The sequence below is a fragment of the Ilyomonas limi genome (assembly GCF_005233845.1).
Lineage (GTDB): Bacteria > Bacteroidota > Bacteroidia > Chitinophagales > Chitinophagaceae > Ilyomonas > Ilyomonas limi.
Genome location: NZ_SZQL01000013.1, coordinates 126076 through 148906, shown reverse-complemented (window position 1 = coordinate 148906; position 22831 = coordinate 126076). Strand labels below are relative to the sequence as shown.

The 22831-nt window shown below is 40.8% G+C and carries 20 protein-coding genes and 1 tRNA gene; 10 read left to right on the top strand and 11 right to left on the bottom strand.

Going from position 1 to position 22831, the window contains the following annotated elements; genetic code table 11:
* Nucleotides 1-53: 53 nt before the first annotated feature.
* A complete protein-coding gene (locus tag FC093_RS16065; RefSeq protein ID WP_317129050.1) occupies nucleotides 54-293 on the top strand; it encodes a 3,4-dihydroxy-2-butanone-4-phosphate synthase in 240 nt (79 codons plus the stop codon).
* A 641-nt stretch (nucleotides 294-934) separates the two neighbouring features.
* Here the strand turns inward: FC093_RS16065 and FC093_RS16060 are convergent.
* A tRNA-Lys gene (locus FC093_RS16060) sits at nucleotides 935-1007 on the bottom strand.
* A 142-nt stretch (nucleotides 1008-1149) separates the two neighbouring features.
* Between FC093_RS16060 and FC093_RS16055 the strand changes: the two genes are divergently transcribed.
* Both FC093_RS16055 and FC093_RS16050 read left to right on the top strand, forming a co-directional pair.
* A complete protein-coding gene (locus FC093_RS16055; RefSeq protein ID WP_137262824.1) occupies nucleotides 1150-1956 on the top strand; it encodes an SDR family oxidoreductase in 807 nt (268 codons plus the stop codon).
* 30 nt (nucleotides 1957-1986) lie between these two features.
* Nucleotides 1987-2829 carry an SAM hydrolase/SAM-dependent halogenase family protein gene (locus FC093_RS16050; RefSeq protein WP_137262823.1) on the top strand — a complete coding sequence of 281 codons (843 nt, stop codon included), beginning with the start codon at nucleotides 1987-1989 and terminating at the stop codon, nucleotides 2827-2829.
* Nucleotides 2830-3037: 208 nt separating this feature from the next.
* Here FC093_RS16050 and FC093_RS16045 read toward each other — a convergent pair whose 3' ends face one another.
* On the bottom strand, nucleotides 3038-4459 hold the full coding sequence (locus FC093_RS16045; protein WP_137262822.1) for a tetratricopeptide repeat protein: 1422 nt from the start codon (nucleotides 4457-4459) through the stop codon (nucleotides 3038-3040).
* A 134-nt stretch (nucleotides 4460-4593) separates the two neighbouring features.
* Between FC093_RS16045 and FC093_RS16040 the strand changes: the two genes are divergently transcribed.
* Entirely contained in the window at nucleotides 4594-4917 is a 324-nt protein-coding gene (locus tag FC093_RS16040; RefSeq protein ID WP_137262821.1) for a hypothetical protein, read from the top strand.
* Here FC093_RS16040 and FC093_RS16035 read toward each other — a convergent pair.
* Nucleotides 4914-5528, bottom strand: a complete 615-nt coding sequence (locus FC093_RS16035) for a GLPGLI family protein (protein ID WP_137262820.1) — start codon at nucleotides 5526-5528, stop codon at nucleotides 4914-4916. The two genes, FC093_RS16040 and FC093_RS16035, sit on opposite strands and share 4 nt — an antisense overlap.
* A gap of 171 nt (nucleotides 5529-5699) precedes the next feature.
* Between FC093_RS16035 and rmuC the strand changes: the two genes are divergently transcribed.
* Nucleotides 5700-7079, top strand: a complete 1380-nt coding sequence (rmuC, locus tag FC093_RS16030) for a DNA recombination protein RmuC (protein WP_170971118.1) — start codon at nucleotides 5700-5702, stop codon at nucleotides 7077-7079.
* 36 nt (nucleotides 7080-7115) lie between these two features.
* Here rmuC and FC093_RS16025 read toward each other — a convergent pair whose 3' ends face one another.
* From FC093_RS16025 to FC093_RS16015, 3 genes are all read right to left on the bottom strand, one after another.
* Entirely contained in the window at nucleotides 7116-7835 is a 720-nt protein-coding gene (locus FC093_RS16025; protein WP_137262818.1) for an RluA family pseudouridine synthase, read from the bottom strand.
* A 408-nt stretch (nucleotides 7836-8243) separates the two neighbouring features.
* On the bottom strand, nucleotides 8244-9215 hold the full coding sequence (locus tag FC093_RS16020) for an ROK family protein (protein WP_137262817.1): 972 nt from the start codon (nucleotides 9213-9215) through the stop codon (nucleotides 8244-8246).
* 82 nt (nucleotides 9216-9297) lie between these two features.
* Nucleotides 9298-10785 carry an MFS transporter gene (locus tag FC093_RS16015; RefSeq protein WP_137262816.1) on the bottom strand — a complete coding sequence of 496 codons (1488 nt, stop codon included), beginning with the start codon at nucleotides 10783-10785 and terminating at the stop codon, nucleotides 9298-9300.
* Nucleotides 10786-11103: 318 nt separating this feature from the next.
* Between FC093_RS16015 and FC093_RS16010 the strand changes: the two genes are divergently transcribed.
* Both FC093_RS16010 and FC093_RS16005 read left to right on the top strand, forming a co-directional pair.
* A complete protein-coding gene (locus tag FC093_RS16010) occupies nucleotides 11104-12519 on the top strand; it encodes a glycogen synthase (protein WP_137262815.1) in 1416 nt (471 codons plus the stop codon).
* A 128-nt stretch (nucleotides 12520-12647) separates the two neighbouring features.
* Nucleotides 12648-13931 (top strand): glucose-1-phosphate adenylyltransferase, encoded by a 1284-nt coding sequence (locus FC093_RS16005; RefSeq protein ID WP_137262814.1) that lies wholly within the window; start codon nucleotides 12648-12650, stop codon nucleotides 13929-13931.
* A gap of 132 nt (nucleotides 13932-14063) precedes the next feature.
* Here FC093_RS16005 and FC093_RS16000 read toward each other — a convergent pair whose 3' ends face one another.
* The 4 genes from FC093_RS16000 to FC093_RS15985 form a co-directional block, all read right to left on the bottom strand.
* Nucleotides 14064-15314 (bottom strand): DUF418 domain-containing protein, encoded by a 1251-nt coding sequence (locus FC093_RS16000; RefSeq protein WP_137262813.1) that lies wholly within the window; start codon nucleotides 15312-15314, stop codon nucleotides 14064-14066.
* A gap of 247 nt (nucleotides 15315-15561) precedes the next feature.
* Complete coding sequence (locus tag FC093_RS15995) at nucleotides 15562-16098, bottom strand: DUF1572 family protein (protein WP_137262812.1); 537 nt, start codon at nucleotides 16096-16098, stop codon at nucleotides 15562-15564.
* Nucleotides 16099-16276: 178 nt separating this feature from the next.
* Nucleotides 16277-17986, bottom strand: a complete 1710-nt coding sequence (gene ggt, locus FC093_RS15990) for a gamma-glutamyltransferase (protein ID WP_137262811.1) — start codon at nucleotides 17984-17986, stop codon at nucleotides 16277-16279.
* Nucleotides 17987-18198: 212 nt separating this feature from the next.
* Nucleotides 18199-18591 carry a hypothetical protein gene (locus tag FC093_RS15985; protein ID WP_137262810.1) on the bottom strand — a complete coding sequence of 131 codons (393 nt, stop codon included), beginning with the start codon at nucleotides 18589-18591 and terminating at the stop codon, nucleotides 18199-18201.
* Nucleotides 18592-18878: 287 nt separating this feature from the next.
* Between FC093_RS15985 and hemB the strand changes: the two genes are divergently transcribed.
* From hemB to hemL, 3 genes are all read left to right on the top strand, one after another.
* Nucleotides 18879-19850 carry a porphobilinogen synthase gene (gene hemB, locus FC093_RS15980; protein ID WP_137262809.1) on the top strand — a complete coding sequence of 324 codons (972 nt, stop codon included), beginning with the start codon at nucleotides 18879-18881 and terminating at the stop codon, nucleotides 19848-19850.
* A gap of 53 nt (nucleotides 19851-19903) precedes the next feature.
* Nucleotides 19904-20269: a four helix bundle protein gene (locus FC093_RS15975; RefSeq protein ID WP_137262808.1), complete on the top strand. Its 366-nt coding sequence runs from the start codon at nucleotides 19904-19906 to the stop codon at nucleotides 20267-20269.
* Nucleotides 20270-20330: 61 nt separating this feature from the next.
* Nucleotides 20331-21623, top strand: coding sequence for a glutamate-1-semialdehyde 2,1-aminomutase (gene hemL, locus FC093_RS15970; RefSeq protein ID WP_137262807.1), 1293 nt, complete (start codon nucleotides 20331-20333; stop codon nucleotides 21621-21623).
* 83 nt (nucleotides 21624-21706) lie between these two features.
* Here hemL and FC093_RS15965 read toward each other — a convergent pair whose 3' ends face one another.
* Nucleotides 21707-22744, bottom strand: coding sequence for a nucleoside hydrolase (locus FC093_RS15965; protein ID WP_137262806.1), 1038 nt, complete (start codon nucleotides 22742-22744; stop codon nucleotides 21707-21709).
* Nucleotides 22745-22831 lie beyond the last annotated feature (87 nt).

Here is a 22831-nt window from a genome sequence, read left to right as displayed (position 1 = left end):
GGATACAAGGTGAAGTGTATTAAATAATCAAGAGAACAGCAAGACATTAAAGTATAAAAAAAACAACCGTTCTAAAAATTGACAAAAATGGATTTGCAATTCCCGGTCATATCTTTCCGCTAATGGTAAAAACAAAAGGGCTTTTAGAACGTCATGGACATACAGAGGTAGCAGTAGATCTGGCCCGTTTGGCAGGTTTGAAATCTTCTGCTGTATTGATTGAAGTTTTAAGTGAGGATGACTTTATAGCTCGTATGCCAGGATTAAGGGGGTTAGCTGATCGTTTAATGTAAGGCTGGTAGTATCAAAAATATACTTGAGTATATGACCACCTCGGAGAGCTAAGACATTATTTGTAGTACTTAATCTTACTGATTATTTTTTATAAATGAGAATAAAAATGATTGTTGTTTAAAGCGGTTGGATATTGGTCAACAGCTTTCTTATTTCCGTTCATCAGGCTACTCTTGATGGTTGCTTTTCAGTAGTCCCTGTTTTCTTTTCATTTAACAGTTTAAAGATAGTGGATTAAATGAATATATTGCTTACATCTTTAGCTTGTGCTAATTCCTTACTGTCTTTGAATTTTTGATGGATGTGTTACCAAAGCCATACCTGCCGCTTTGTGCCCGTTCCCGGCTGTAAAATTGCAACCACTATTCAATATGTGTTTGTAATTTTTAGGATGAGCTGTATATTTTTTATTCTAAACTTCGCAAACATAAAATATGCTAGATAATATGGTTCTGTTTTGAAGTAGTTATCGAGTTAAGATTAAAATAAGTGCGGAATGGGTTTTTAAAAGTAAATATGAAAGGATATATTGTTATTAGTAAAATAAGGAACAAAAATGAGATTCGAACGAACTTAATTCAGCTGAAAATACAATTAAAAAGAAAGACCGTTGAAAATCAACGGTCTTAAACAATTTCTGTGATCCCGCTGGGACTCGAACCCAGGGCCCCAACATTAAAAGTGTTGTGCTCTACCAACTGAGCTACGAGATCAAATCACCCGTTTTGGGGAGTGCAAAAATAGTAGAATAAAAATGCCTACCAAATTTTTTGCCTATAATTTCCGTTCTGCATATCCTTTTATGCTGCAAACATTTTTGAATGCTTATTTTTGAGCCATTAATTGCAGAGGGATATGTCGTACTTTACAGATAAAGTTGTGGTCGTTACAGGTGGCTCTGAAGGTATTGGCAGGGCACTGGTAGAAGCGTTGCTAAAACTGGGCGCTAAGGTATCTACCTGTGGTAGAAATTTTGACAAGCTGTATCAGTTGCAAACGCATTGCGCCGGTAAGCCGCTGTTTATTAAAAAAACCGATGTGAGCAGCGAACTGGAGTGCAAAAGCTTCATTAATGATACCCTTAAAGTATATAACCGTATAGATATGCTCATCAACAACGCAGGCATCTCTATGCGGGCTATGTTTGCCGAAACGGATCTCGAAACCCTGCATCGGCTGATGGATGTAAACTTTTGGGGTGCTGTATATTGTACCAAATATGCGCTGCCATATATTACTGCACAGAAAGGCACTATTGTAGGCGTGTCGTCTATTGCCGGTTTCCGGGGCTTGCCCGGACGCTCGGGTTATTCGGCATCCAAGTTTGCCCTTAATGGCTGGCTCGAAGCATTGCGCACCGAATTGCTGCATACCGGCGTACATGTAATGTGGGTATGTCCCGGCTTTACGGCTTCCAATATACGCAACGTAGCGCTCAATAAAGATGCAGAGCCCCAGGGCGAGTCGCCACTGGATGAATCGAAACTGATGAGTGCTGAAGAGTGTGCAGCACATATTTTGAAAGCCATTGAAAAAAGAAAACGCACGCTCGTGCTTACTGCCAATGGCGTACAAACAGTCTTGATAAATAAATATTTTCCGGCGCTCGCAGATAAGCTTGTTTATAACTTCTTTTTTAAAAACGGAAAGCTGGCCAAATAAGCTGTTTTATCTTGCAGCCCTTGAATGTTTATGCCTATCGCTACTTTATCAACAGATATTGGCACCATTGATTATCTTTCGGGTGCTATAAAAGGACAATTATTAACCGCCCATCCGGCATTGAATATCGTTGATGTTACCCATACTTTATCGCCATCCAACTATCAGCAAACGGCTTACATCTGCAGCAATGCATACAAGTATTTTCCGCCAGGTACATTGCATATACTTATTATCAATTTGTTTGAAACATCGCCGGATAAAGTGCTTTTTGCCGAGTATAATAATCAATACATCATTTGTCCCGATAATGGCATTCTTACTATGATTACCGGCGCCAAACCGGAGAAAGTGTATGCTGTAGCAGTGCAGCCGGGTAGCAATATCGGAACACTCCATTATACCCAAACCGTTGCTAAGGCAATAGGTAAGATATTAGGTGGAACCAGCATAACAGATATTGGACAGCCGGTAAATCATATTGTAGAAAAATATCCGCTACGCTCCACCATTGGCACCAACTGGATAGAAGGGCAAATTATTTTTATTGACCATTTTGAAAATGTAGTAGTCAATATCACCCGCGAAGAATTTGAAGAGCATCGCAAGGGGCGCGATTTTAAAATAGAGTTTATGCGCGGCGAAGTTATTAGTTCATTAAGCGAAAATTATGCGGCGGTATCGCCCGGCGAAAAGCTGGCCTGGTTTAATGCTTCCGGTTTATTAGAAATCGCCATTAACAAAGGCAATATGGCGGGCTTGTTTGGTTTGTACAGTTATGCTTCCGAAGCAGCACAAAGTGCCGCGATGCACCATAAATATTTCTATCAAACCGTAAGGATTTATTTTGAATCGCAAAGGCTGGAAGAATAGAAGCGGTATATAAAGAATACTGGTTAAAGTCAGGTTACTTTTATAAGCAGCCGGTGGTGAGGAGAAGGTGTAATGTGCTGCTTGCATGAAAATAGTATAATATTTATTTACAAAAGACCGGTTCCGGACTTTTATAAAAATCCGGAACCGCTCTTATTTTCTTTAACCTGATAAGTCATTAAAATTGTCCCAAATCCTGGTTCAGATATTAATTCTTTTTACTTTTTTTATGCCTTGCAATTATATCAACCACCTGATTATTTTGCAGCACGGCCGGATTCAATTCCACAAATTTCTTTAGCAGCTTAGGAGCTCTTTCCATTGCACGTTCCAATTGCAGCATGGCTTCTTTCCATTTGCCTGCGCCGGATAGTGCAGCGGTATAATAAAACAAAAATACCGGTTTACCTTCGGTTGCCTGCAGTGCTGCAAGACATTGCGTACAAGCCTCTTCAAACAACTCCTTTTGATACAAACACTTTATCAATGCTTCCCAACCGTTTACATTGCGTGGTCTTTGTTTTACAACCAAACTAAAATATTGTATGGCTTCTTTATAATGATCTAAATTCATTTTGCACTCACCCATAGCCAGGTTGTACTCCGGCACATTGCGATGGATACGCATGGCATTCTCCAATTGCTTTACGGCTTGTTCCCACTGCCCTTCATCAATGTAGGTAAGCGAAATTTTATAATAGAGCTTACTATCATCGGGATTCATGTGGCTTGCTTTACGGTAGTGAAAGCGTGCCTGCGCATAATTGTGCAGCCGGTGAAAGCAATGACCAATCGCTTCATAAATCACTTCTTCCGGCCGCGTAAGCTCTACTACCTTTTCCAGCACTTCTATGGCTTCTTTGTATTGCCGCAGGCGTATGTATGCGTCTCCCATATTGCGGTATGCATAGTCGAATTTTTCATCTATTGCAATGGCATACTGGTAGGCATCTACCGCTTTTTCGTACAGCTTTAAACCCTGATAAGCAGCACCCAGGTTGAACCATGCTAATTCACAATAAGGGTGTTCATCAATAATATGCTGGTGCAGCCGTATGCTTTCTTCATTGCGACCGGTAAAGTCGGTCCAGAAACATATTTTGTACAAAGCCTCTTCGTTGGTAAGGTCTTCTTCCAGTATTAGTTTGAGACAGTCAAACACTTTATCAAATTCTTCGTAGTCATCATATACGTCTGCCAGCTCAAACAGGAGCTCCTGCCGGTCTTCGCCTTCAAAACGGTGCAAGGCTTCCTCCAGTATTTCCACGGCTTTTTCCTGCTGGTCAAGCGCCAGGTAAGCATCCGTTTTAAGAATAGGAATGTTGATGTCGCTGCTGTCAAACAGCAATGCACGGTCCAGCAGTTCCAATGCTTCCTGGTATTTTCGGGTTACAATCAGCAGGTCAGCATTTTTTATCAGTAACTGTGATGAAAAAGGAAAATACTCCAAACCTGTTTCCGCCACTTCCAGTGCTTTTGGAAAATCATCTATCTCATCAAAATGGTCAATGATGCGCTCAAACGCTTCTTCTTCCAGAAAAGCGTGCACTTTTCCGGCGCGTAAATTTTCATATTGACGCAGCAGTTCTTTTAGTTCTTCCCGGTCTGCATGATAATCTTGTTCTTTCATGCGGTATTGGTTTTATGAAAGGTAATCATCAAATCTAAATCCACCGCTCATTTTTTCGGTAATTATTTTTCAACGCTAAAGAAAAAAAATGTTAATTAAAAAAAGTATGTACATTTGTAGTCGTGAATTTAACAATGAGATATCGTAAATTAATTGCTGTTATAGTGTTTATCTCCATGGCGCACATGGCTTTAGCTGCTTTTGCAGGCAGTGCAGATGACCGCAATAAAGATAAATACAGCCTTAAGAATCTTAACAAACTATCTAAGAATTATTCGCTTTCCTCATTGCGTACTAGCACATTCCAATTTAAAGGTTTTTATCAGGTTGAACCAAATTCCGGCAATCCTGCCAATTCTTACCTTAGCCTGCAAAGAGGCAATATTACGTATGTATATCCATACAAATACAAAGTAAAAGTGCCCCGTTTTGCAACGCCTACACCGCCGCAGCGTTAGAGTGGCTCTAATATTCTGTATCCTGACGTTGGAATCTCAAATTTGGCAGCCGGCACAGGGCTGAAATTTATTTTTGTTGCCTTAAACATAATGTTTTTGCCTTCACCCGTTTCCGACTCGTACTCCAGTATCAGTCCAGGAATATTTTTAAACTGGTAAGGATTTTCTGAGGCAGAAGGTGCAAAAGCGGTAGTATAGTACATTACAAAACTTCTTCCTGTCTTCGTAGCGGCTACTGCTTTTTTGCAGTTATATCCTAATATTGTTTTACTTTCGTTCGTCAACTTTACCTTAAGTCCTTCCCACATCTTGTTTTTTTCCTTCCATTGGGCAGCATTAAATGTAGATAAATATTTTTCGCCGTTCAATTCTCTTAATATTGTTGCTTCGCCTGTTTTGTTATCATAAATGATAGTTTGCGTAAAGGAAGGACTCTCTACTTCGGAGCGTGTTTTTTTGCCTTTTATATACAACGTTTTAATGGCATCGCCGGTATCATTTGCTATTTTAATTGTGTACGTGATGGTACATTCTCCTATGGTCTTTGCCGGCTGCGCAAAAACAAAAGAAGTAATTATTAAAAAGAAAAACAACAAGTAATATCGTTTCATACTGTAAATATATAATTATAAAAAAAACTCCCTATAAATAATCAACGCAAAAAAACTACTACGCAAGTAGCGCTAATCAATGTAGCTGCGTTCAAAAGCATTTAATATTGTTGAGCGCTTTTTCTGTCATTCATTTATCAGTAAGTTTGTTATATGCTAAACCTCCAGGACATGACTGTATTGATAAGTGCCATTTTGCTGACTGCTGCCGTAGTATGGCTGATTATGCACTTTGCCACACGCAACAAATACATAGTATTAAATCAAAAGCTGCAACATTGCGAACAGGCTTTTGCACAGGCACAACAAATACATCAAACAGTATTAACGGAGAAAAACAATTTGCTGCAGCAATGCGCCAAACTGGAAAGTCAATTGCAGTTTGTAACCGAGCAGAACAAGGTTAGCCAGCGTTATCATAAGGAAAACGAACAGTTATACCAGGAACTGGCAACTACAAAAGCAAAGCTTGCCTCGGCCGGGGAAAAGCTCCTCTTGCAAAAAAGTGAAATGGAAGATTTGGGCAATCATTTTCGTTATGAATTTAAGCATTTAGCACAAGCTATATTAGAAGAGAAAACGCAGCGTTTTACAGAGTTGAATGAAGAGAAAATGAATGCTGTGCTGGAACCGTTAAAAGCGCAATTGGGCGAGTTTAAGCAAAAGGTAGAAGAAACGTATGATAAGGAAAGTAAGGAACGCTTTTCGCTTGGGCGCGAAGTGCAGCGATTGATAGAAATGAGCCAGCGCGTTAGCGAAGAAGCGAACAATCTTACCACCGCTCTTAAAGGCAATGTAAAAGTGCAGGGCAATTGGGGCGAAATGATACTGGAAAGCCTGCTTGAAAACAGCGGGCTTACCAAAGGCCGCGAATACAAAGTGCAGGAATTTTTAAGAGATAATGCAGGCAATATCATCAAAGATGAATGGGGTAAAGGCTTACAGCCCGATATTATCATTTATTATCCCGACAACCGCAAAGTGATTGTGGACAGCAAAGTATCGCTGATTGCATGGGATGAATTTGTTGCATGTACCAGCGCCGATGCACAACAGGAATGTTTGCAACAGCTTATCCGCTCGATACGTGCGCATATAGATGGATTGAGCAGGAAGAATTATCCGAAATATGCACTGGCACTTGATTATGTATTGTTGTTTATACCGATAGAGCCAGCTTTTTTGGAAGCCGTGAAAGCCGATGTGCACTTGTGGAAATATGCTTATGAAAAACGTATATTACTGGTAAGTCCAACCAATCTTTTTGCAGTATTGAAAATTGTTGCTGATTTGTGGAAAGTGGAAATGCAAAACAAACATGCGCTGCACATTGCTGCTAAAGCCGGTGACCTGTACGATAAGTTTGAAGGTTTTATTACCAATCTGGAAACTGTAGGAAGAAAACTATCCGATGCAAATGCCGCATACGAAGCAGCATTCAGCCAGCTTGCTACCGGCAGAGGCAACATCATGAACAGGGTGGAAGAACTAAAGAAAATGGGTGCCAATGCCAAAAAGCAGTTACCAGCGCGGTTGCTGGAAGAAGAGTAAAATTGTATTTACAGTATTATTCAAAGGTGTAAACAGTTATCCTTTCAGTTTTCTCAATTGCTGCAACAAAGCACGTAAATCCTTTGGCAGCAGAGCTTCCAACGAGTATGCTTGGTTATCAAATGTAAATTGAAGCAAAGCCGAATGTAAAGCGAGCCGCTTTAAAATGGGTTGCTCCTCCAATTCATTTTTCGATAGATTATATTTACGTTTGAGTTTGGAAATATATACTGGTTCGGGGTTGCCATAAAGTTCGTCACACACAATTGGATGACCAATACTTTGCATGTGCACACGTATCTGGTGCGTGCGCCCGGTGTGTATCCTGAATTTTATCCACGAATAAATTTGAAAGTTTTCCAGCACTTCATAATCTGTCAAAGAAGGTTTGCCTTTGGCGTGTGTAATCATCTTTCCATTCTTTGCAAAATGCTCCATGATAGGTGTATCTATGCTGCCTTCCGGCGGAATAGGTACACCATTTACCAAACCATAATAATATTTGGCAACTTCACGCCCTTGAAATAGTTGTGATAGTTGCTTATGGGCTGTTTCATTCTTTGCAAAAACAATTACGCCACTCGTTTCTCTGTCCAGCCGGTGCACGGTAAAGATGTTGCCATATTGTTGTATCAAAAAATCCTTCAGCGAAGGCTCAGATTGTTTTCTGTCGGGAATGCTTAACATGCCTGCCGGCTTATTGATAGCGACAAAATCTACATTTTCTAAAATAATATGTGAGTGAAGCTTAAACATGGAATTAGTATAGCAGAGATGATATTATAAATGATGTGATCATGTGTACAGTATTCGTTTCATTAACCCGGTATTTCATTTTATACAACACCGTAAGTAGCAGGCTTTAACTACAGTGTGTACTTCAGCTAAAGCTCCGCTTGCTAATTGTGTTTATAATCCCAAAACTGAGGTTTTAGGTCATGATCTCTTTGTACATGGATGTCTAACTGATTTTATTTGCTTACCTATGTTTAAAGTGCCTTATTGGCAGCGGCGGTTGAAGGTAATAAGTTTACGTATAAGAACATTAGAGTAAAGCAATTTTGTAATATGCCATACTATTTTTCAACTGTTCTTTGAGGATACTAACAGCGCCGCATGTGCATAGCACATGCGGCGCTGTATTGTTGTAAAAGGTATATAAGCTTATTTCAACTCCCACACCAATGCGCTCGCACCCAGTATAGCAGCATCGGCTTCTTTCAGCTCACTATAAATAAGTTTTACTTTGTTTTGAAAAATAGTAAGCAGGTTTTTTTCCATGTGTTCTTTGGTAGGAGCCATGATTAAGTCGCCTGCTTTGCACAAACCGCCAAACAAAATAATAGCAGCCGGCGAAGAAAACATGACTGCATTTGCTAACGCCAATCCCAGTATCTCGCCGGTATAACGATACACTTCTTTAGCCATTTCATCGCCCTGTATGGCACAGTCATATACCACGCGGCTATCAATCTGGTTTTCGGGATAATTTCTCAGCAGCGTATCAGTCTCCGGATTTTTCTCCATCAGTTCCAAAGCAGTGAGGCGCACGCCCGTAGCAGATGTATATGCTTCCAGGCAGCCATGCACACCAGTGCTCCAGTGCTTGCGCCCGCCCGGTATGACAATGGTATGCCCAAGCTCGCCGGCAAAACCATCATGACCATATACTAATTGTCCGTTAATTACAATACCACTGCCCACGCCGGTGCCAAGTGTAATCATAATAAAATCTCTCATGCCTTTGGCTGCGCCATACATCATTTCGCCCACAGCGGCAGCATTGGCATCGTTGGTGAGTGCAGCAGGCAGATTAAATTTATCATTAATAATCTTTGCCAGCGGTATAATACCTTTCCAGTTGAGGTTTGGCGCATAATCAATAGTACCGGTGTAATAGTTGCCGTTGGGCGCACCAATGCCCATACCCTTTATGTGTTCTACGCCACCTACATGCTCAATAGCAGGTGCCATAGCCACATACAACTCATCAATAAACGTGTCAATGGTTTGGTGTTTTTTGGTAGAAATAGCACCTCTGTATTTTATTTCGCCGCGGTGGTCAACGATTCCAAACACGGTATTGGTGCCGCCAATATCAATTCCTATAGCCAATTGTTGCGAAACGGGGATCATGTAATGTATTAAAATGTTTATTCAAAACAATTTGGAAATGCAGGCAAACTTTACTGCAAAATTAAAGCCTTTCAATAAATTTCTAATGTGCAGCTACACCTGCAGGTTTATCATAATCAATACCCTGTGCTTTTAAAACAGCCTTGCCGCGGATAGCAAAGAAAGCAAGATAGGCAAAGCAACAAACGCCTACAATATAACTGTACTGAATACCCAGCAATCTATCCGATGCCAGCCAGCCTTGCAATGCTGCAATAAAGCCGCCACCCATAATCATCATTATTAAATAACTGCTACCCTGGTTGGTTTGCTTGCCCAAGCCGGCTACCGACAAGGTAAAAATGCATGGCCACAAAGTACTGCAAAACAACCCCACACTTATAAATGCAAAGGCGCTTAACATTCCGGTAGTAAGCATTCCAATCACCAGGGCGGTTATGCCCATAAGCGAAAAAATAAGTAACATTCTTGCCGGGCTGCCTTTACTTAAAATATCACCAATAATCATGGCAATAATTACAAAGGCATATACATAAAACGGCTTAATATCGTGCTGGGCAATTAAATTCACTATCAGGAAAATAGCAAATGCGAGATATGGCATTAAGAAATTGAGTACTTTTTTGGTGCCGGCGCTTACATCAAAAGCATCTACCGAGTTGGTCCATCTGCCCATCATCAGGCTTGCCCAATATAATGATACAAACGGCGCTACTTTATCCGTAGAGATATCGCCATGCAGGCGTAAATACTCGGGCAGGTTGCTGGCAGTAGCCACTTCCACACCCACATATACAAATATGCCAATCATGCCCATTACCAGTTGCGGATATTTAGTGGCGCTGCCACGGTCGGCATTTATTACTTTCTGGTCGGCAACAAACGTGGGCGATTCCTCTATTTCATTGGCAGGTTCTGCTGATTCTATATGCTCCAAATCTATTTTGTTGGGAATAGAAGAGAATTTAAAAAAGATAGCTACCAGTATAAATAAAACACCTAAAACAAGATAAGGTGTTTTTACATCGCTGATGCTCGCTTCGGTATTGCCACTGCTCACCGAACCAAAAATAGCAAAGCTTACAAGTAACGGCCCTATAGTAGTTCCAAAATTATTGATGCCGCCTGCCATACTTAAGCGTTGCGAGCCGGTTTGCGGGTCGCCAATCACAATAGCTAAAGGGTTGGCTGCAATTTGCTGCAACGAAAAACCCAGTGCCACAATAAACAAGCCTGTAAGCATCAACGTAAATGATGCAGTATTAGCTGCCGGATAAAATAATAATGTGCCTATGGCAGAAATAATTAACCCAATAGCAATACCGTTTTTGTAACCTGTTTTGTTTAATAAATCGCCGCCAATGGCTCTTGAAATACCTATATAAATAATAGAGCCAACGGTATAAGCAATATAAAATGCAAAGGCTACCAACTGGCTTTGCAATTGTGTAAGCGTAAATGCCTTTTTAAAAACAGGGATTAAAATATCATTGCTGGCTGCAACAAACCCCCAAAAGAAAAATACGGTGATGAGGGTTCCAAACTGAGACCAATTTGTTTTTTTATTCATAACGGCAGAAAAAAGAATGGTAAATTAAGGCGGGTGAAAATAGTTAGTTTTTACATGTTACCAAATAAATATTTAATCATCAGCTTTTTTAGCTAATGTTGAGGTTGATATTGCAGCCACCACTTTGCAATGCCTGCAAAGTACTTGCTAACCTGCTATGCTGTAGTAAAATAAGCGGATAATAAGGTTCTGAACAATACAGGAACTATTATTGTATAATAAACCATTGAAAAGCTAACAGAGAAAAAACGTAAAACTTTTTAAGCAGTTTATTTTTATTGTTAATTTGGCAAACCATTTAAACACAACACCTTACTCATGGAAATAGTTCACGTGAGCGCAGAATGCTATCCTGTGGCAAAAGCCGGCGGACTCGGCGATGTGGTAGGCGCCCTACCGAAGTACCAAACCAAAATGGGGCATTACGCCAAAGTGGTAATGCCTATGTACCGCACCAAATTTTTGTACGATAATCAATGGGTGGTAGACTTTAAAGGTCGCGCCAACTTAGGAGGCTGGTACTTCGATTATACTATTATTAAAGAAGCTACTTCCAAGCTGGGCTTCGATTTGTTTCTTGTTGATATTAATGGATTACTCGACCGTGAACGCATTTATGGTTATGACGATGATGTGCAGCGTTTCGTGGGTTTTCAGATAGCCGTATGCGACTGGATTAGCCACTGGCAGCACCATCCTGATGTGGTGCATGTGCACGACTATCATGCAGGCCTGATACCTTTTATGTTTAAATATTGTTATCGCTTTAATAATCTCGCTGGTGTGCCTACAGTGCTCACCATACATAATGCACAATACCAGGGCTGGATGGGTTGGGATCAAAGCTATCTCATTCCACATTTTGATGAATGGAAATCGGGTATGCTGGAATGGAAAAATACCATTAATCCATTAGCTTCGGCAGTAAAATGCGCCTGGAAAGTAACTACCGTAAGCTGGAGTTATTTGGAGGAATTGCGGTATAATTCCAACGGGTTGGAAGCGCTGTTTGAATATGAGCGCGGTAAATGCGTGGGTATATTAAATGGTATAGATACCGATGTTTGGAACCCTGCCACAGATACTTTTCTTACCAACCATTTTAATTTTGAAACGGCAACGGACGGCAAGCAAAAAAACAAGCAGCAATTATGCGCACAGTTTGGTTTAGATGCCGGTAAACCACTTATTATTTTTATTGGTAGGCTGGTGGGAGAGAAGGCTGCCGAAATATTACCCGATGTAGTATTATCGGCAATGTATGCTTTTAACAACGCTATTTCTTTCTTGATACTTGGCAGTGGCGAGCAACATATTGAGTGGCGTTTAAAACAATTGATCAGCCATTTCCCCGGCAGCTATAATGCTATGATTGGCTATAACGAAGCCCTGAGTCACCTGATGTATGCCGGCGCCGATTTTTTGCTGATGCCGAGTCGTGTGGAGCCGTGCGGATTAAACCAAATGTATGCCATGCAATACGGCACTGTGCCAGTGGTAAGGAGCACCGGCGGACTGAAAGATACCGTAAGGGATATGGGTGATCCGGACGGCTGGGGCATCCGTTTTACCCATCCGTCTGTAGGCGATGCCATGCATGCTGTTGGCAGGGCTTTTGAAGTGTATCAAGACAAAACACATCTCAACTCGATGCGTAAGCATATGATGCAGATTGACAATAGTTGGGAAAATGCGGTACAGCAGTATATCGACTTGTATAAAAGTATAAAGTAAGGAATGGATGCATCCGCTTTATTGTCCTCTAAGTTTTTCCGGCTTGCTGTTTTTTGTAATTAGCATACCTGGATGAATACATTAAAATAAGGTCACACTATTTCTCAACTACTAAATATAACCTGAACATGTTTTCACTTTCTAACTCCGTTGTAGCTGTAATATTGGGCGGCGGTGCCGGTACCCGTTTATATCCGCTTACTGCCAGCCGTTCAAAACCTGCTGTACCTATTGCCGGTAAGTATCGCCTCGTGGATATTCCCATCAGTAACTGCATTAATTCCAACATCAGCCGCATGTTTGTGCTTACACAGTTCAACTCGGCTTCACTTAACAAGCATATTAAAAACACGTATATTTTTAGCAATTTCAGCCGCGGCTTTGTTGATATACTGGCTGCCGAGCAAACACCCGATAACCCCAGTTGGTTTCAGGGTACAGCCGATGCGGTGCGCCAGAGTTTGCGCCACATTGGCAACAACGATTACGAATATGCATTAATACTCAGCGGTGACCAGTTGTACCAGATAGACTTTGCCGAAATGATTGGTAATCACCGGGATAAAGGCGCCGATATTACCATTGCCACCATCCCCGTAACTTCTGATGATGCTACCGATTTTGGCATATTAAAAACGGATAGTGAGAACAATATCACCTCATTTATTGAAAAGCCCGCCAAAGAACTGCATAAAGATTGGGTAAGCGATACCGGTGAAGAAATGCGTAAAGAAGGTAAAGAGTACCTGGCGTCAATGGGTATTTATATTTTCAACCGCCAGGTGATGGAAGACTTGTTGAAAGACATATATCCTGATGCAAAAGATTTTGGTAAAGAAATTATTCCTAACTCTATTTCCGAATATAAAGTTGTCTCTTACCAGTACGAAGGCTACTGGACGGATATTGGAAATGTACCAGCCTTTTTCGAAGCTAATATTGCGCTAACGACAGATATTCCGGTGTTCAATTTATTCGACCGTGAGAAAACCATTTATACGCGTCCGCGTATGCTGCCGCCGGCAAAAATCAGCGGCACTTTTATGGAGAAAACAATGATTGCCGAAGGTTCTATTATTCTTGCAAACCGTATAGAGCAATCCCTGATAGGCGTGCGTTCGCGCATTGGCTATGGCAGTACTATTATATCGAGCTATATAATGGGTAACGATTTTTATGAAACATTGGAAGTGCTGGAAGAAAATCGCAGCCGCGGCATTCCAGAATTGGGCATTGGCGAACGCTGTTTTATTAAGAATGCTATTATTGATAAAAATTGCCGTATTGGTAATGACGTACGGATTAATGGCGGCAAGCATCTGGAAGATACTGACCATGTTTTATATACTATTAAAGAAGGCGTAATAGTGGTGAAAAAAGGCGCGGTACTTCCGGATGGATTTTCGATATAAAAGAGTTTGTTTTATTATTTATACATACAAAAGGCTGCAATATGCAGCCTTTTGTATGTATTGCGGTAAAGATATAAATGCTGATTTAGTGAGTAACAGATGGGCATTTTTACGGTCTTATTTACCCATATACTACACTGGTACTTTTTGTACAGCCAATTGCGAAAGCCTTGCCCTGTTGATAGTTTGCCATTTGCCACTGATTAAAGAGCGCCAAACATATTCCAGCGGGCCCATTGTAAAGCGCTTTAACCACCATGTACTATAAAATGCTTGTACCGCAAAGTATATGATACCAATACTAAAGGCAACAGACGGACGGTATTTGCCTATTAGCCCTAAGCCTACACCATTAAACAGAAACACAGCCATCACCGAATGCATAATATAATTGGTGAGCGACATACGCCCAAGCGGAATAAGCAACTGCAGCCTGTACCGGAAAGTTGTATTGGAGTATAAATAAATGATTGCACACATATTGAACAAAGCAATTGCCTGCTGACTTACCTTATACAAAATGTCCAGCGCATCCAGATAAGCTACCGGCAACGTAAATTCCGGAATATGTAATACTTTTTCTACAAGCACATGAATGAAAGTTACACTGCAAACAACACCAATAAGTAAGCTGAAACCTAAATATTTATAAAGTAATGTTTTGTTGGCTGCCAGCTTATTGAACAAGTTGCTTCTGATGGCCCACAAACCCAGCATAAAATTGCCTAATATTTCGGACATATAGCTGGTAATGCCATACGGGTTGAAATTAATAGCGGCATCGCGCAGGCGGTTGGCAGTAAAAAGATCTATATACCTGGTGCTTGAATAATCTTCGAACATGGCAATCTTTTCGGCATCGGTAATGCTGCTGTACGGAAAGTGCTGTTGCATAATACCAATACAGGTGGGCAGCAAAAACGAAAACAGTAGCCCAACCTTCAAAATATTTTTTATATCCCATTTGTAAACGAGCAGGAGCGAAAAGCCGCACACGGCATACATGCGCAGTATATCGCCCGACCACAGCAGGTAAGCGTGCAACAAACCAATAAGCATCAGTGCGCCCATGCGCCTTGCAAACCACCCTTTTAGTTTGGCCTCTTCGCCTTTAAAGCTATTTAGTTGGTAGTAAAAACTAACGCCGAATAAAAAAGATAATAACGCCCGCGACTTGTTGACCAGGAAAAGGGTAATAAGATAATTGAGTCCCTTGTCGGCAACAGACAATTGATCGGAATGTAAAGCATTAGGATTGGTGTACACCGATCCCCAGCCTGCAAACTCATACGAGATGTGAACGAGCAAAACGCCCATCAGTGCAATGGCACGCAAAATGTCTATCACTTCTACACGTGTGGAAGGCGTTTGTGGATTCTTCATAACCGGATACAATAGCTATGCTTTGATGATATTGGATGAAAACTATTGGATTCGACTGCAAAGTATATTAATCAATGGTTATGACAAATTATTATAATTGATTATAATGGAATTTTAAACACCTGAATAAATAATAAAAAGAAGATTAGAATAGCATAAAAAACCTGCGTTTTAATGCAGGATAACAGTAAGCAGGCATAATAATTTACGGGCTTTAGCCCCGATTATACAACATCAGATCGCGTAATTATGTATTGGGTTGTGTTGCCATCCTATTATTAAAGTCTTCACTTTTGCCTTTGGGAATGCTTAGCGGTTGCCAGGCTGCACCTTTCAGCATTTTACCAATATATTGTATTTGCCCCACATGATTGGGATAATGTGCCAATTGCCGCAGCAACGCATCATACACCAGCAATGGTTCGGTACGGATGTAAATAGTCTTCATCAAATCGGCCGGCTGCAACGATGCTAATGCGTTCATCAGGCAAGCCCAGCCTTCGTTCCAGAGTTGTACAACTGCCGCTTTGGTTAAAATAATTTTATCAAATTCACCATCGCGTTTACGCCAGGGCTTTTCGCCATCTTCGGTTAAGAAGTTGGTAAAGCGGCTCAGCATATTGCCATGCAGGTGCTGCACAATAATAGCAATGCTGTTGCTTTGTTCGTTGGGTTGATAAACAACATCTTCATCATTCAGTTGCGCCAATGTTTTATCTCCCAGTTCTTTGTACATCTTAAAGCGCTTGATAATGTCTTTCAAAAAAACTTCTTCCAGTTGCATACACTGTTTTTTATAAAATTTTAAAATCGGGATTTCAAACAGTTGAAAGTATTTTATATTTTTTATCCTTTCACTTTTACAAATAAGTTTCTGATAACTTGTCTTCCCTCACATTCGTTCTTTATTTCTTTTTCCCTGTATTGTTTCTCCCTGTAACCTGTATCTTGTTTTATCCTCCTCAATATCCGGCTGCACTATCATTACCTCTTACATCGGCAGCCGCTTCTATGCAACCTTTATTTACTTTAATCACTTCTGTTCTGCCAATGGCGCCACGTTTTGCAAAAGTATATCCCATTCCTTCCAAAGCTTTTTGCGTATCAACCGGAAAAGCAGGTTCAATCATCACTTCATCGGGAAGCCACTGATGGTGAAACTTTGGATTGTTCACTGCCTGTGCTGCACTCATATCAAAGTCAATGATATCTACAATAGTTTGGAAAACCGAAGTAGGAATAGTGGTACCACCGGGCGTACCCACTACTACATACGGCTGATTATTTTTTAATACTAAGGTAGGCGTCATAGAACTCAACATCCGCTTGCCGGGCGCAATAGCATTGGCTTCGCCACCAACGGCGCCATACATATTAGGCACACCAGGCTTAGAACTAAAATCATCCATTTCATCATTCAGCAAAAAGCCAGCGCCACCTACTACTGTTTTGCTGCCATAACTATTATTGAGCGTAGTGGTAATAGCTACCATATTACCATCTTTATCCATAATGCTGATGTGCGTGGTTTCTTCGCTTTCGTGTATTACGCCTGCTGCTATGTTTTCGCTTTTAGAAGCGCGCAGCGAATCATAATCTTTCATGCGCTGCTGCAAATAGGCTTTGCTTATGAGTGTTTTAACGGGCACTTTCCAAAAGTCGGGATCCCCCATATAGGTTGCACGGTCAGCATAGGCGCGGCGTTCTGCTTCAATCATCAGCTGCGTACTACGTACCGTTTCAAAACCATATTCGTGCATGGGGAATGATTCTATCATGCCCAGCATTTCTGCCAGCAATAAGCCACCACTGCTGGGCGGTGGAAAGCTTACAATTGTATAACCACGATAATTGAACTGTATTGATTTTCTTTCCATTGCCTGGTAATTTTTTAAATCAGTATAATCCACCAGACCATTACCACGCTGCATCTCTTCCACTATCAGGCGCGCTGTTTCGCCTTCATAAAAACCGGCTGCACCGCTATCTCTTATGCGCATAAGCGTTTGTGCCAGTTCTGGTTGTACCAAAGTATCGCCTGCTTTCCATAAACTATCTTTTACAAAAGCAGTTGGTCTGGTATTAAATTGTATAAAATCCTGTTTAGTATGATTTAAACTGCCAGCTTCTGCCTCAGTGATAGCAAAGCCCCTTTGGGCTAAATCAATTGCTGGTTGAATTAATTCTTTCATGGGCAATTTGGCATATTGGTGCATGGCAAACAAGCCTGCCACCGTGCCGGGAACGCCAGCCGAAAGATGACCGTTAATCGACAAGTCGGGGATTACATTGCCTGCACTATCGAGGTACATATTGCGACTTGCTTTGGCAGGTGCTTTTTCGCGGTAATCCAATGCAATTAATCTACCATCGCTTTGGCGTGCCATCAAAAAACCGCCGCCACCAATATTACCTGCACCGGGATATACCACTGCCAAAGCAAAGTTGACAGCAATACCGGCATCAAAGGCATTGCCGCCCCTTTTCATAATCGCAACACCAATTTCACTTGCCAGCGGATGCGCGCACACCACAGCTGCTTTTGAATATACTTTTGATTTGGTAATGGAATAAAAGAAAGGATTGACTTCGTTACCTATGATGGACTTTTGCTGTGCCAATACCGATGTAAAACTGAACAGAAGTAGGAGAAAACAAACGCTGCTTTTCATGCTGTAAAAGTAAACAATGAACAGCAAGAAAATTGCCGTAATTCACTGCATCCATTTTACAAAAAGTAGATAAAAAGTATAAAGAATTCAAAAAAATAAAGGCCGCTGTTAGATAACAGGCAGCCTTTACTTAAATCCAATATTGAAACCGTTGTTGCTTGTTCAAGCATACATGCTTGTTGTTTGTAGCATCAGATAGCTACACACCATGCTTATTTACTAAGCGTATAAGTAGTAGTAAGCGTATCTTCTACTATTGCCTCCTTTGCTTCAAATACAAACTGGCTGCTGCTCAGTTGCTTGATTACTGCAGTATCGCCATCTACTACCAATTTTGTGTCGTTCACTACCGAGTATGCAGTAGTATCTTTTTCACCAGCAACATTGGTATATACTTTCCCATCGGTACGAAAGTCAATATAATCAGCCGCTACACCTGTATAAGTGGAGTCTTCTTCACCAGCATCCAGCTTAATGGAAGTTACATTCCATTTCGCCTGAATCTTTTGAAGCGTCGTATTTGCTGGTTTATCATTATCCTTATCGCAAGACACTACCATTACCACAGCAGCGAGCATGGCTGCCGGTACCATTAATTTTTTCATTTGTACAGAATTTTGTTTTGTTATGAGTTTCAGATTGCAAAGAAGATCTTCCTGCTTGCTGTATTATATGATACGATAGGATTAATGAACGTTGCCTGAAGAGAAAAATATTTCCAGATACAACAGGCTGTCAGTAGTCATTAAATATAGTGATAAAGTTGCCAGCTATGTCATTCGCATGTAATAATGTGTTATATACTTTATATTACGAATGCTATACAACTACACCGATGTAATTTTGCAGCCCTTGCTTGTATATTATTGTATAACTATTAATAGTGTTGCAGATGTATTTACAAAAACGAAACAGGATATTAAGAACCAATGCCGCTATCAGAAGCCTGGTGACAGAAACAACATTAACACCCAACGATTTTATCGTACCGCTTTTTATAGATGAAGGAAAAGATGTTCAACATGAAATTCCTTCTATGCCCAACTATTTTCGTCGCTCACTCGACCTTACCATACAGGAAGTAAAGGATTTGTGGAGCATGGGCATTAAAAGTATTTTGTTGTTTATAAAATGTAAAGACGAATGGAAAGACAACACCGGCAAAGAAGCATGGAATGAAAATGGTTTGATGCAACGCAGCATAAAAGCCATCAAAGATGCAGTACCCGAAATGCTGATTATGACAGATGTGGCATTGGATCCATACTCTTCTTATGGTCATGACGGGATTGTAAAAAATGGTGAAATAGTAAACGATGAAACCGTAGAAGCCTTAGTAAAAATGAGTGTAAGCCACGCGCAGGCAGGCGCCGATTTTGTGGCACCGAGCGATATGATGGACGGTCGCATTGGTGCTATCCGCAAAGGACTGGAAGAGAGTGGCTTTACTAAAACAGGTATTATGGCATACAGCGCCAAATACGCATCATGTTTTTATGGACCTTTCCGCGATGCATTGGATAGTGCGCCCGGCTTTGGTGATAAAAAAACATACCAGATGAATTATGCCAATCGCCGCGAAGCTATCAAAGAAACATTGCAGGATGTAGAAGAAGGTGCAGATATTGTAATGGTAAAGCCGGCATTGAGTTATTTGGATATTATACGTGAAGTAAAAGATGCGGTGCATGTGCCTGTAAGCGCTTATAATATCAGTGGTGAATATGCGATGATAAAAGCGGCTGCAAAAATGGGCTGGATAGATGAGAACAAAGCCATTATAGAAACATTGACCTCTATGAAGAGAGCAGGTGCCGATTTGATAGCAACGTACTTTGCGAAAGATGCAGTGGCGTTGTTGTGAGTGGTTATTTGTGAATAGTGAATTGTCAATTGCGAATATAAAACATTGAATTTATGTTTCTTAAATTAAACCATCAGAAATTAGACATTTATGCTTATTCCAGATCGTTTGTATTAGAATGTTATAAACTAACTAAAGTACTGCCTGCAGATGAAAAATTTGGAATGATTTCGCAGATACGAAGAGCTGCACTATCTGTTCATTTAAATATTGCAGAAGGTGCCTCAAGAAAGTCGCATGCAGAACGTATAAGATATTATGAGATTGCAAGAGGTTCGATTATTGAAATTGATGCAGCTCTGGATATAGCAACTGGTTTAGAGTATTTATCAAACTTTGATAATCAAAAGTTAGGCGAGTTAATGATTAATACATTTAAATTGTTATCTGGATTAATCGTTTCTACTTCCTCTAAATAAAATCCATGTCTCATTTATTTTACAACATTGACAATTCACTATTCACAATTCACAAGCAAATATGAATATTAATAAAAGTATAGAGCTATTTCAACGCGCACAATCCTCCATTCCCGGTGGTGTTAATTCGCCCGTACGTGCCTTCAAAAGTGTAGGTGGTAATCCTGTATTTATTAGTAAAGCAAAAGGTGCTTATTTATATGATGCTGATAGCAATCAATACATAGATTATATTGCTTCGTGGGGACCAATGATATTAGGTCACGCACAGGGTGATGTGGTAAAAGCTATAACAGAACAAGCCGTTCACTCTACTTCTTATGGTGCACCTACAGAGCTGGAGATTGATGTAGCAGAACTAATAAAAAGTATGGTGCCGAATGTAGATTTAATCCGTATGGTGAGCAGCGGCACCGAAGCTTGTATGAGTGCCATTCGCGTTGCAAGAGGCTACACCGGCAAAAACAAAATCCTCAAGTTTGAAGGCTGTTATCATGGTCATGCCGATTCCTTTTTGGTAAAAGCTGGTAGCGGTGTTGCTACTTTAAACATACAAACCGTTCCTGGTGTAACTGCCGGTGTTAGCAACGATACACTCACCTGTGCTTACAACGATCTGGATGCGGTACAGCAATTAGCAGCGACGCATGGACACGAATTAGCCGCCATTATTGTGGAACCAATAGCCGGTAATATGGGGTGTATTTTACCAAAGCCCGGCTTTCACGAAGGCTTGCGTTCTTTGTGCGATGAGCATAATATTGTGTTGATTTTTGATGAAGTGATGACTGGCTTTCGGCTGGCAAAAGGTGGCGCGCAGCAAGTATTAGATATTGATGCAGATTTGGTAACTTATGGTAAAGTAATTGGTGGCGGCTTGCCCGTGGGCGCATTTGGCGGTAAAAGACATATCATGGAAATGGTGGCGCCACTGGGTAATGTGTATCAGGCGGGCACATTAAGCGGTAATCCGGTAGCGATGATTGCCGGCTTTAACACGCTTAGTATTTTAAATGAAAACCCATCCATTTATAAAGAACTGGAAGAAAAAACAATATATCTAAAAGATGGCTTGCAACAGGCATTGTCTTCATCCGAAATCCCTTTTGTTATCAACCAGTTTGGCTCTATGATCAGCGTGCATTTCAGCGCACACGAAGTAACTGATTTTGTAAGTGCTGCCAGCGCAAACAACGAAGTATTCAAGCAGTTCTTTCATGCCATGCTCAACCGTGGTATTTACTTGCCACCATCACCATTTGAAAGCTGGTTTTTAAACAATGCACTTACCACAGCAGATTTGGATAAAACAATTCATGCAGCAGCAGAAAGCATGAAGGAAATAAAGGCATAAAACGTATTCTAAAATGAATTAGAATATTATCATCCTCATTCCGTTCACCAAAGGAATGAGATGAAGGAATTTAACTCTAAAAGTTATTCCTGCAACTGTTTAGGCTTGGCAGTAATCAGCTTAATAAAATGATTTTTGATAGTTGCCGCCTGCTCTGGTGTTACTTCCAGGTATTGCCTGTTGCCAGCCGGATTTGCAGTAAATGAAGTGTATCCTTTCCCGTCTACCCGTATTATTCCCGGCTTGCTGATAGTGAAGTACGGTTGCTCACCTTCTATTGCATACAACACCGCTGTTAAATCCCAGGTCGGACGATCATAAGGCATGGGTAAATAGCTTTTATAAGCAATTACCACAGGATGTGCGGCGGTCCAGTTAAAATCTTTTTCTATACTGCTGGCAGGGTACAGAATCTGGTTGCCCAATTCAAAGGGGCTCGTTACTACTTTGGTAGGAAAATGTTCAAATACTTCTTTAGCAGCAGGCACATCGCGCAGCACATTGTATTCAATCATCGTATCACCTTCAAAATTGCCAGCCATCATACTCAGCAATTTTACCTTTTTTGCTACCAGGTCTTTACCATCCAGGGGCGAATAGGTATCTCCTTTAGAATCCAGCAAACGTGCAAGATTGGTAGAAAATCCTGTTGAAATAATAATAACTGCCTGATCAGGCTGGCTTGCTAACACTTGCCTGTACAAAGCCACCGATTCGAGGAAGGTATCTTTAGTGTGCCTAAAAGCTGGCGTGTATTCACAAACAGCTTGCGCATAATCTCGGGAATCACCTTGCGAATTTGCACCATTTTTAACTTCTCCAACTGCAATATCAGGATAGCCGTACCATGTGTTTAAAATGTCAATATAGCGCGCAGAATATGGACTGTTTTTGTTGGTGCTAATGAGGATTAATTTAATCAATCCACTGTCCTGATATTTATACAGCATATCGAGTGCAAGTGCATCATCTACATCGTTGCCCATGTCTGTTTCAAAAATCACCGGTACCGGCAATTTGCCGGCAGTTGCTTTTTTTGTTTGTGCACAAGCCATTAGCGTTATGGCAATGGCTAAAAATACAAGAATGAGCTTACGGCGGTTATTTCTATCCAGGTTCATGCGGCAGGCGTTTTATCGTTAGAGTAAGAAGCATCTAAATTAAGAAGATGATGGCATAAATGAATTTAAAACAAGTTTATTTAAAAA

What these genes read in the sequence shown, in the direction of transcription:
- FC093_RS15975 (WP_137262808.1), top strand. Translation starts at nt 19,904, where the DNA reads ATGTTTCTTAAATTAAACCATCAGAAATTAGACATTTATGCTTATTCC.
- hemB (WP_137262809.1), top strand. Translation starts at nt 18,879, where the DNA reads ATGTATTTACAAAAACGAAACAGGATATTAAGAACCAATGCCGCTATC.
- FC093_RS16055 (WP_137262824.1), top strand. Translation starts at nt 1,150, where the DNA reads ATGTCGTACTTTACAGATAAAGTTGTGGTCGTTACAGGTGGCTCTGAA.
- FC093_RS15985 (WP_137262810.1), bottom strand. Translation starts at nt 18,591, where the DNA reads ATGAAAAAATTAATGGTACCGGCAGCCATGCTCGCTGCTGTGGTAATG.
- ggt (WP_137262811.1), bottom strand. Translation starts at nt 17,986, where the DNA reads ATGAAAAGCAGCGTTTGTTTTCTCCTACTTCTGTTCAGTTTTACATCG.
- FC093_RS16045 (WP_137262822.1), bottom strand. Translation starts at nt 4,459, where the DNA reads ATGAAAGAACAAGATTATCATGCAGACCGGGAAGAACTAAAAGAACTG.
- FC093_RS15965 (WP_137262806.1), bottom strand. Translation starts at nt 22,744, where the DNA reads ATGAACCTGGATAGAAATAACCGCCGTAAGCTCATTCTTGTATTTTTA.
- FC093_RS16010 (WP_137262815.1), top strand. Translation starts at nt 11,104, where the DNA reads ATGGAAATAGTTCACGTGAGCGCAGAATGCTATCCTGTGGCAAAAGCC.
- FC093_RS16025 (WP_137262818.1), bottom strand. Translation starts at nt 7,835, where the DNA reads ATGTTTAAGCTTCACTCACATATTATTTTAGAAAATGTAGATTTTGTC.
- rmuC (WP_170971118.1), top strand. Translation starts at nt 5,700, where the DNA reads ATGACTGTATTGATAAGTGCCATTTTGCTGACTGCTGCCGTAGTATGG.
- FC093_RS16050 (WP_137262823.1), top strand. Translation starts at nt 1,987, where the DNA reads ATGCCTATCGCTACTTTATCAACAGATATTGGCACCATTGATTATCTT.
- FC093_RS16005 (WP_137262814.1), top strand. Translation starts at nt 12,648, where the DNA reads ATGTTTTCACTTTCTAACTCCGTTGTAGCTGTAATATTGGGCGGCGGT.
- FC093_RS16000 (WP_137262813.1), bottom strand. Translation starts at nt 15,314, where the DNA reads ATGAAGAATCCACAAACGCCTTCCACACGTGTAGAAGTGATAGACATT.
- FC093_RS15995 (WP_137262812.1), bottom strand. Translation starts at nt 16,098, where the DNA reads ATGCAACTGGAAGAAGTTTTTTTGAAAGACATTATCAAGCGCTTTAAG.
- FC093_RS16035 (WP_137262820.1), bottom strand. Translation starts at nt 5,528, where the DNA reads ATGAAACGATATTACTTGTTGTTTTTCTTTTTAATAATTACTTCTTTT.
- FC093_RS16020 (WP_137262817.1), bottom strand. Translation starts at nt 9,215, where the DNA reads ATGATCCCCGTTTCGCAACAATTGGCTATAGGAATTGATATTGGCGGC.
- FC093_RS16015 (WP_137262816.1), bottom strand. Translation starts at nt 10,785, where the DNA reads ATGAATAAAAAAACAAATTGGTCTCAGTTTGGAACCCTCATCACCGTA.
- FC093_RS16040 (WP_137262821.1), top strand. Translation starts at nt 4,594, where the DNA reads ATGAGATATCGTAAATTAATTGCTGTTATAGTGTTTATCTCCATGGCG.
- hemL (WP_137262807.1), top strand. Translation starts at nt 20,331, where the DNA reads ATGAATATTAATAAAAGTATAGAGCTATTTCAACGCGCACAATCCTCC.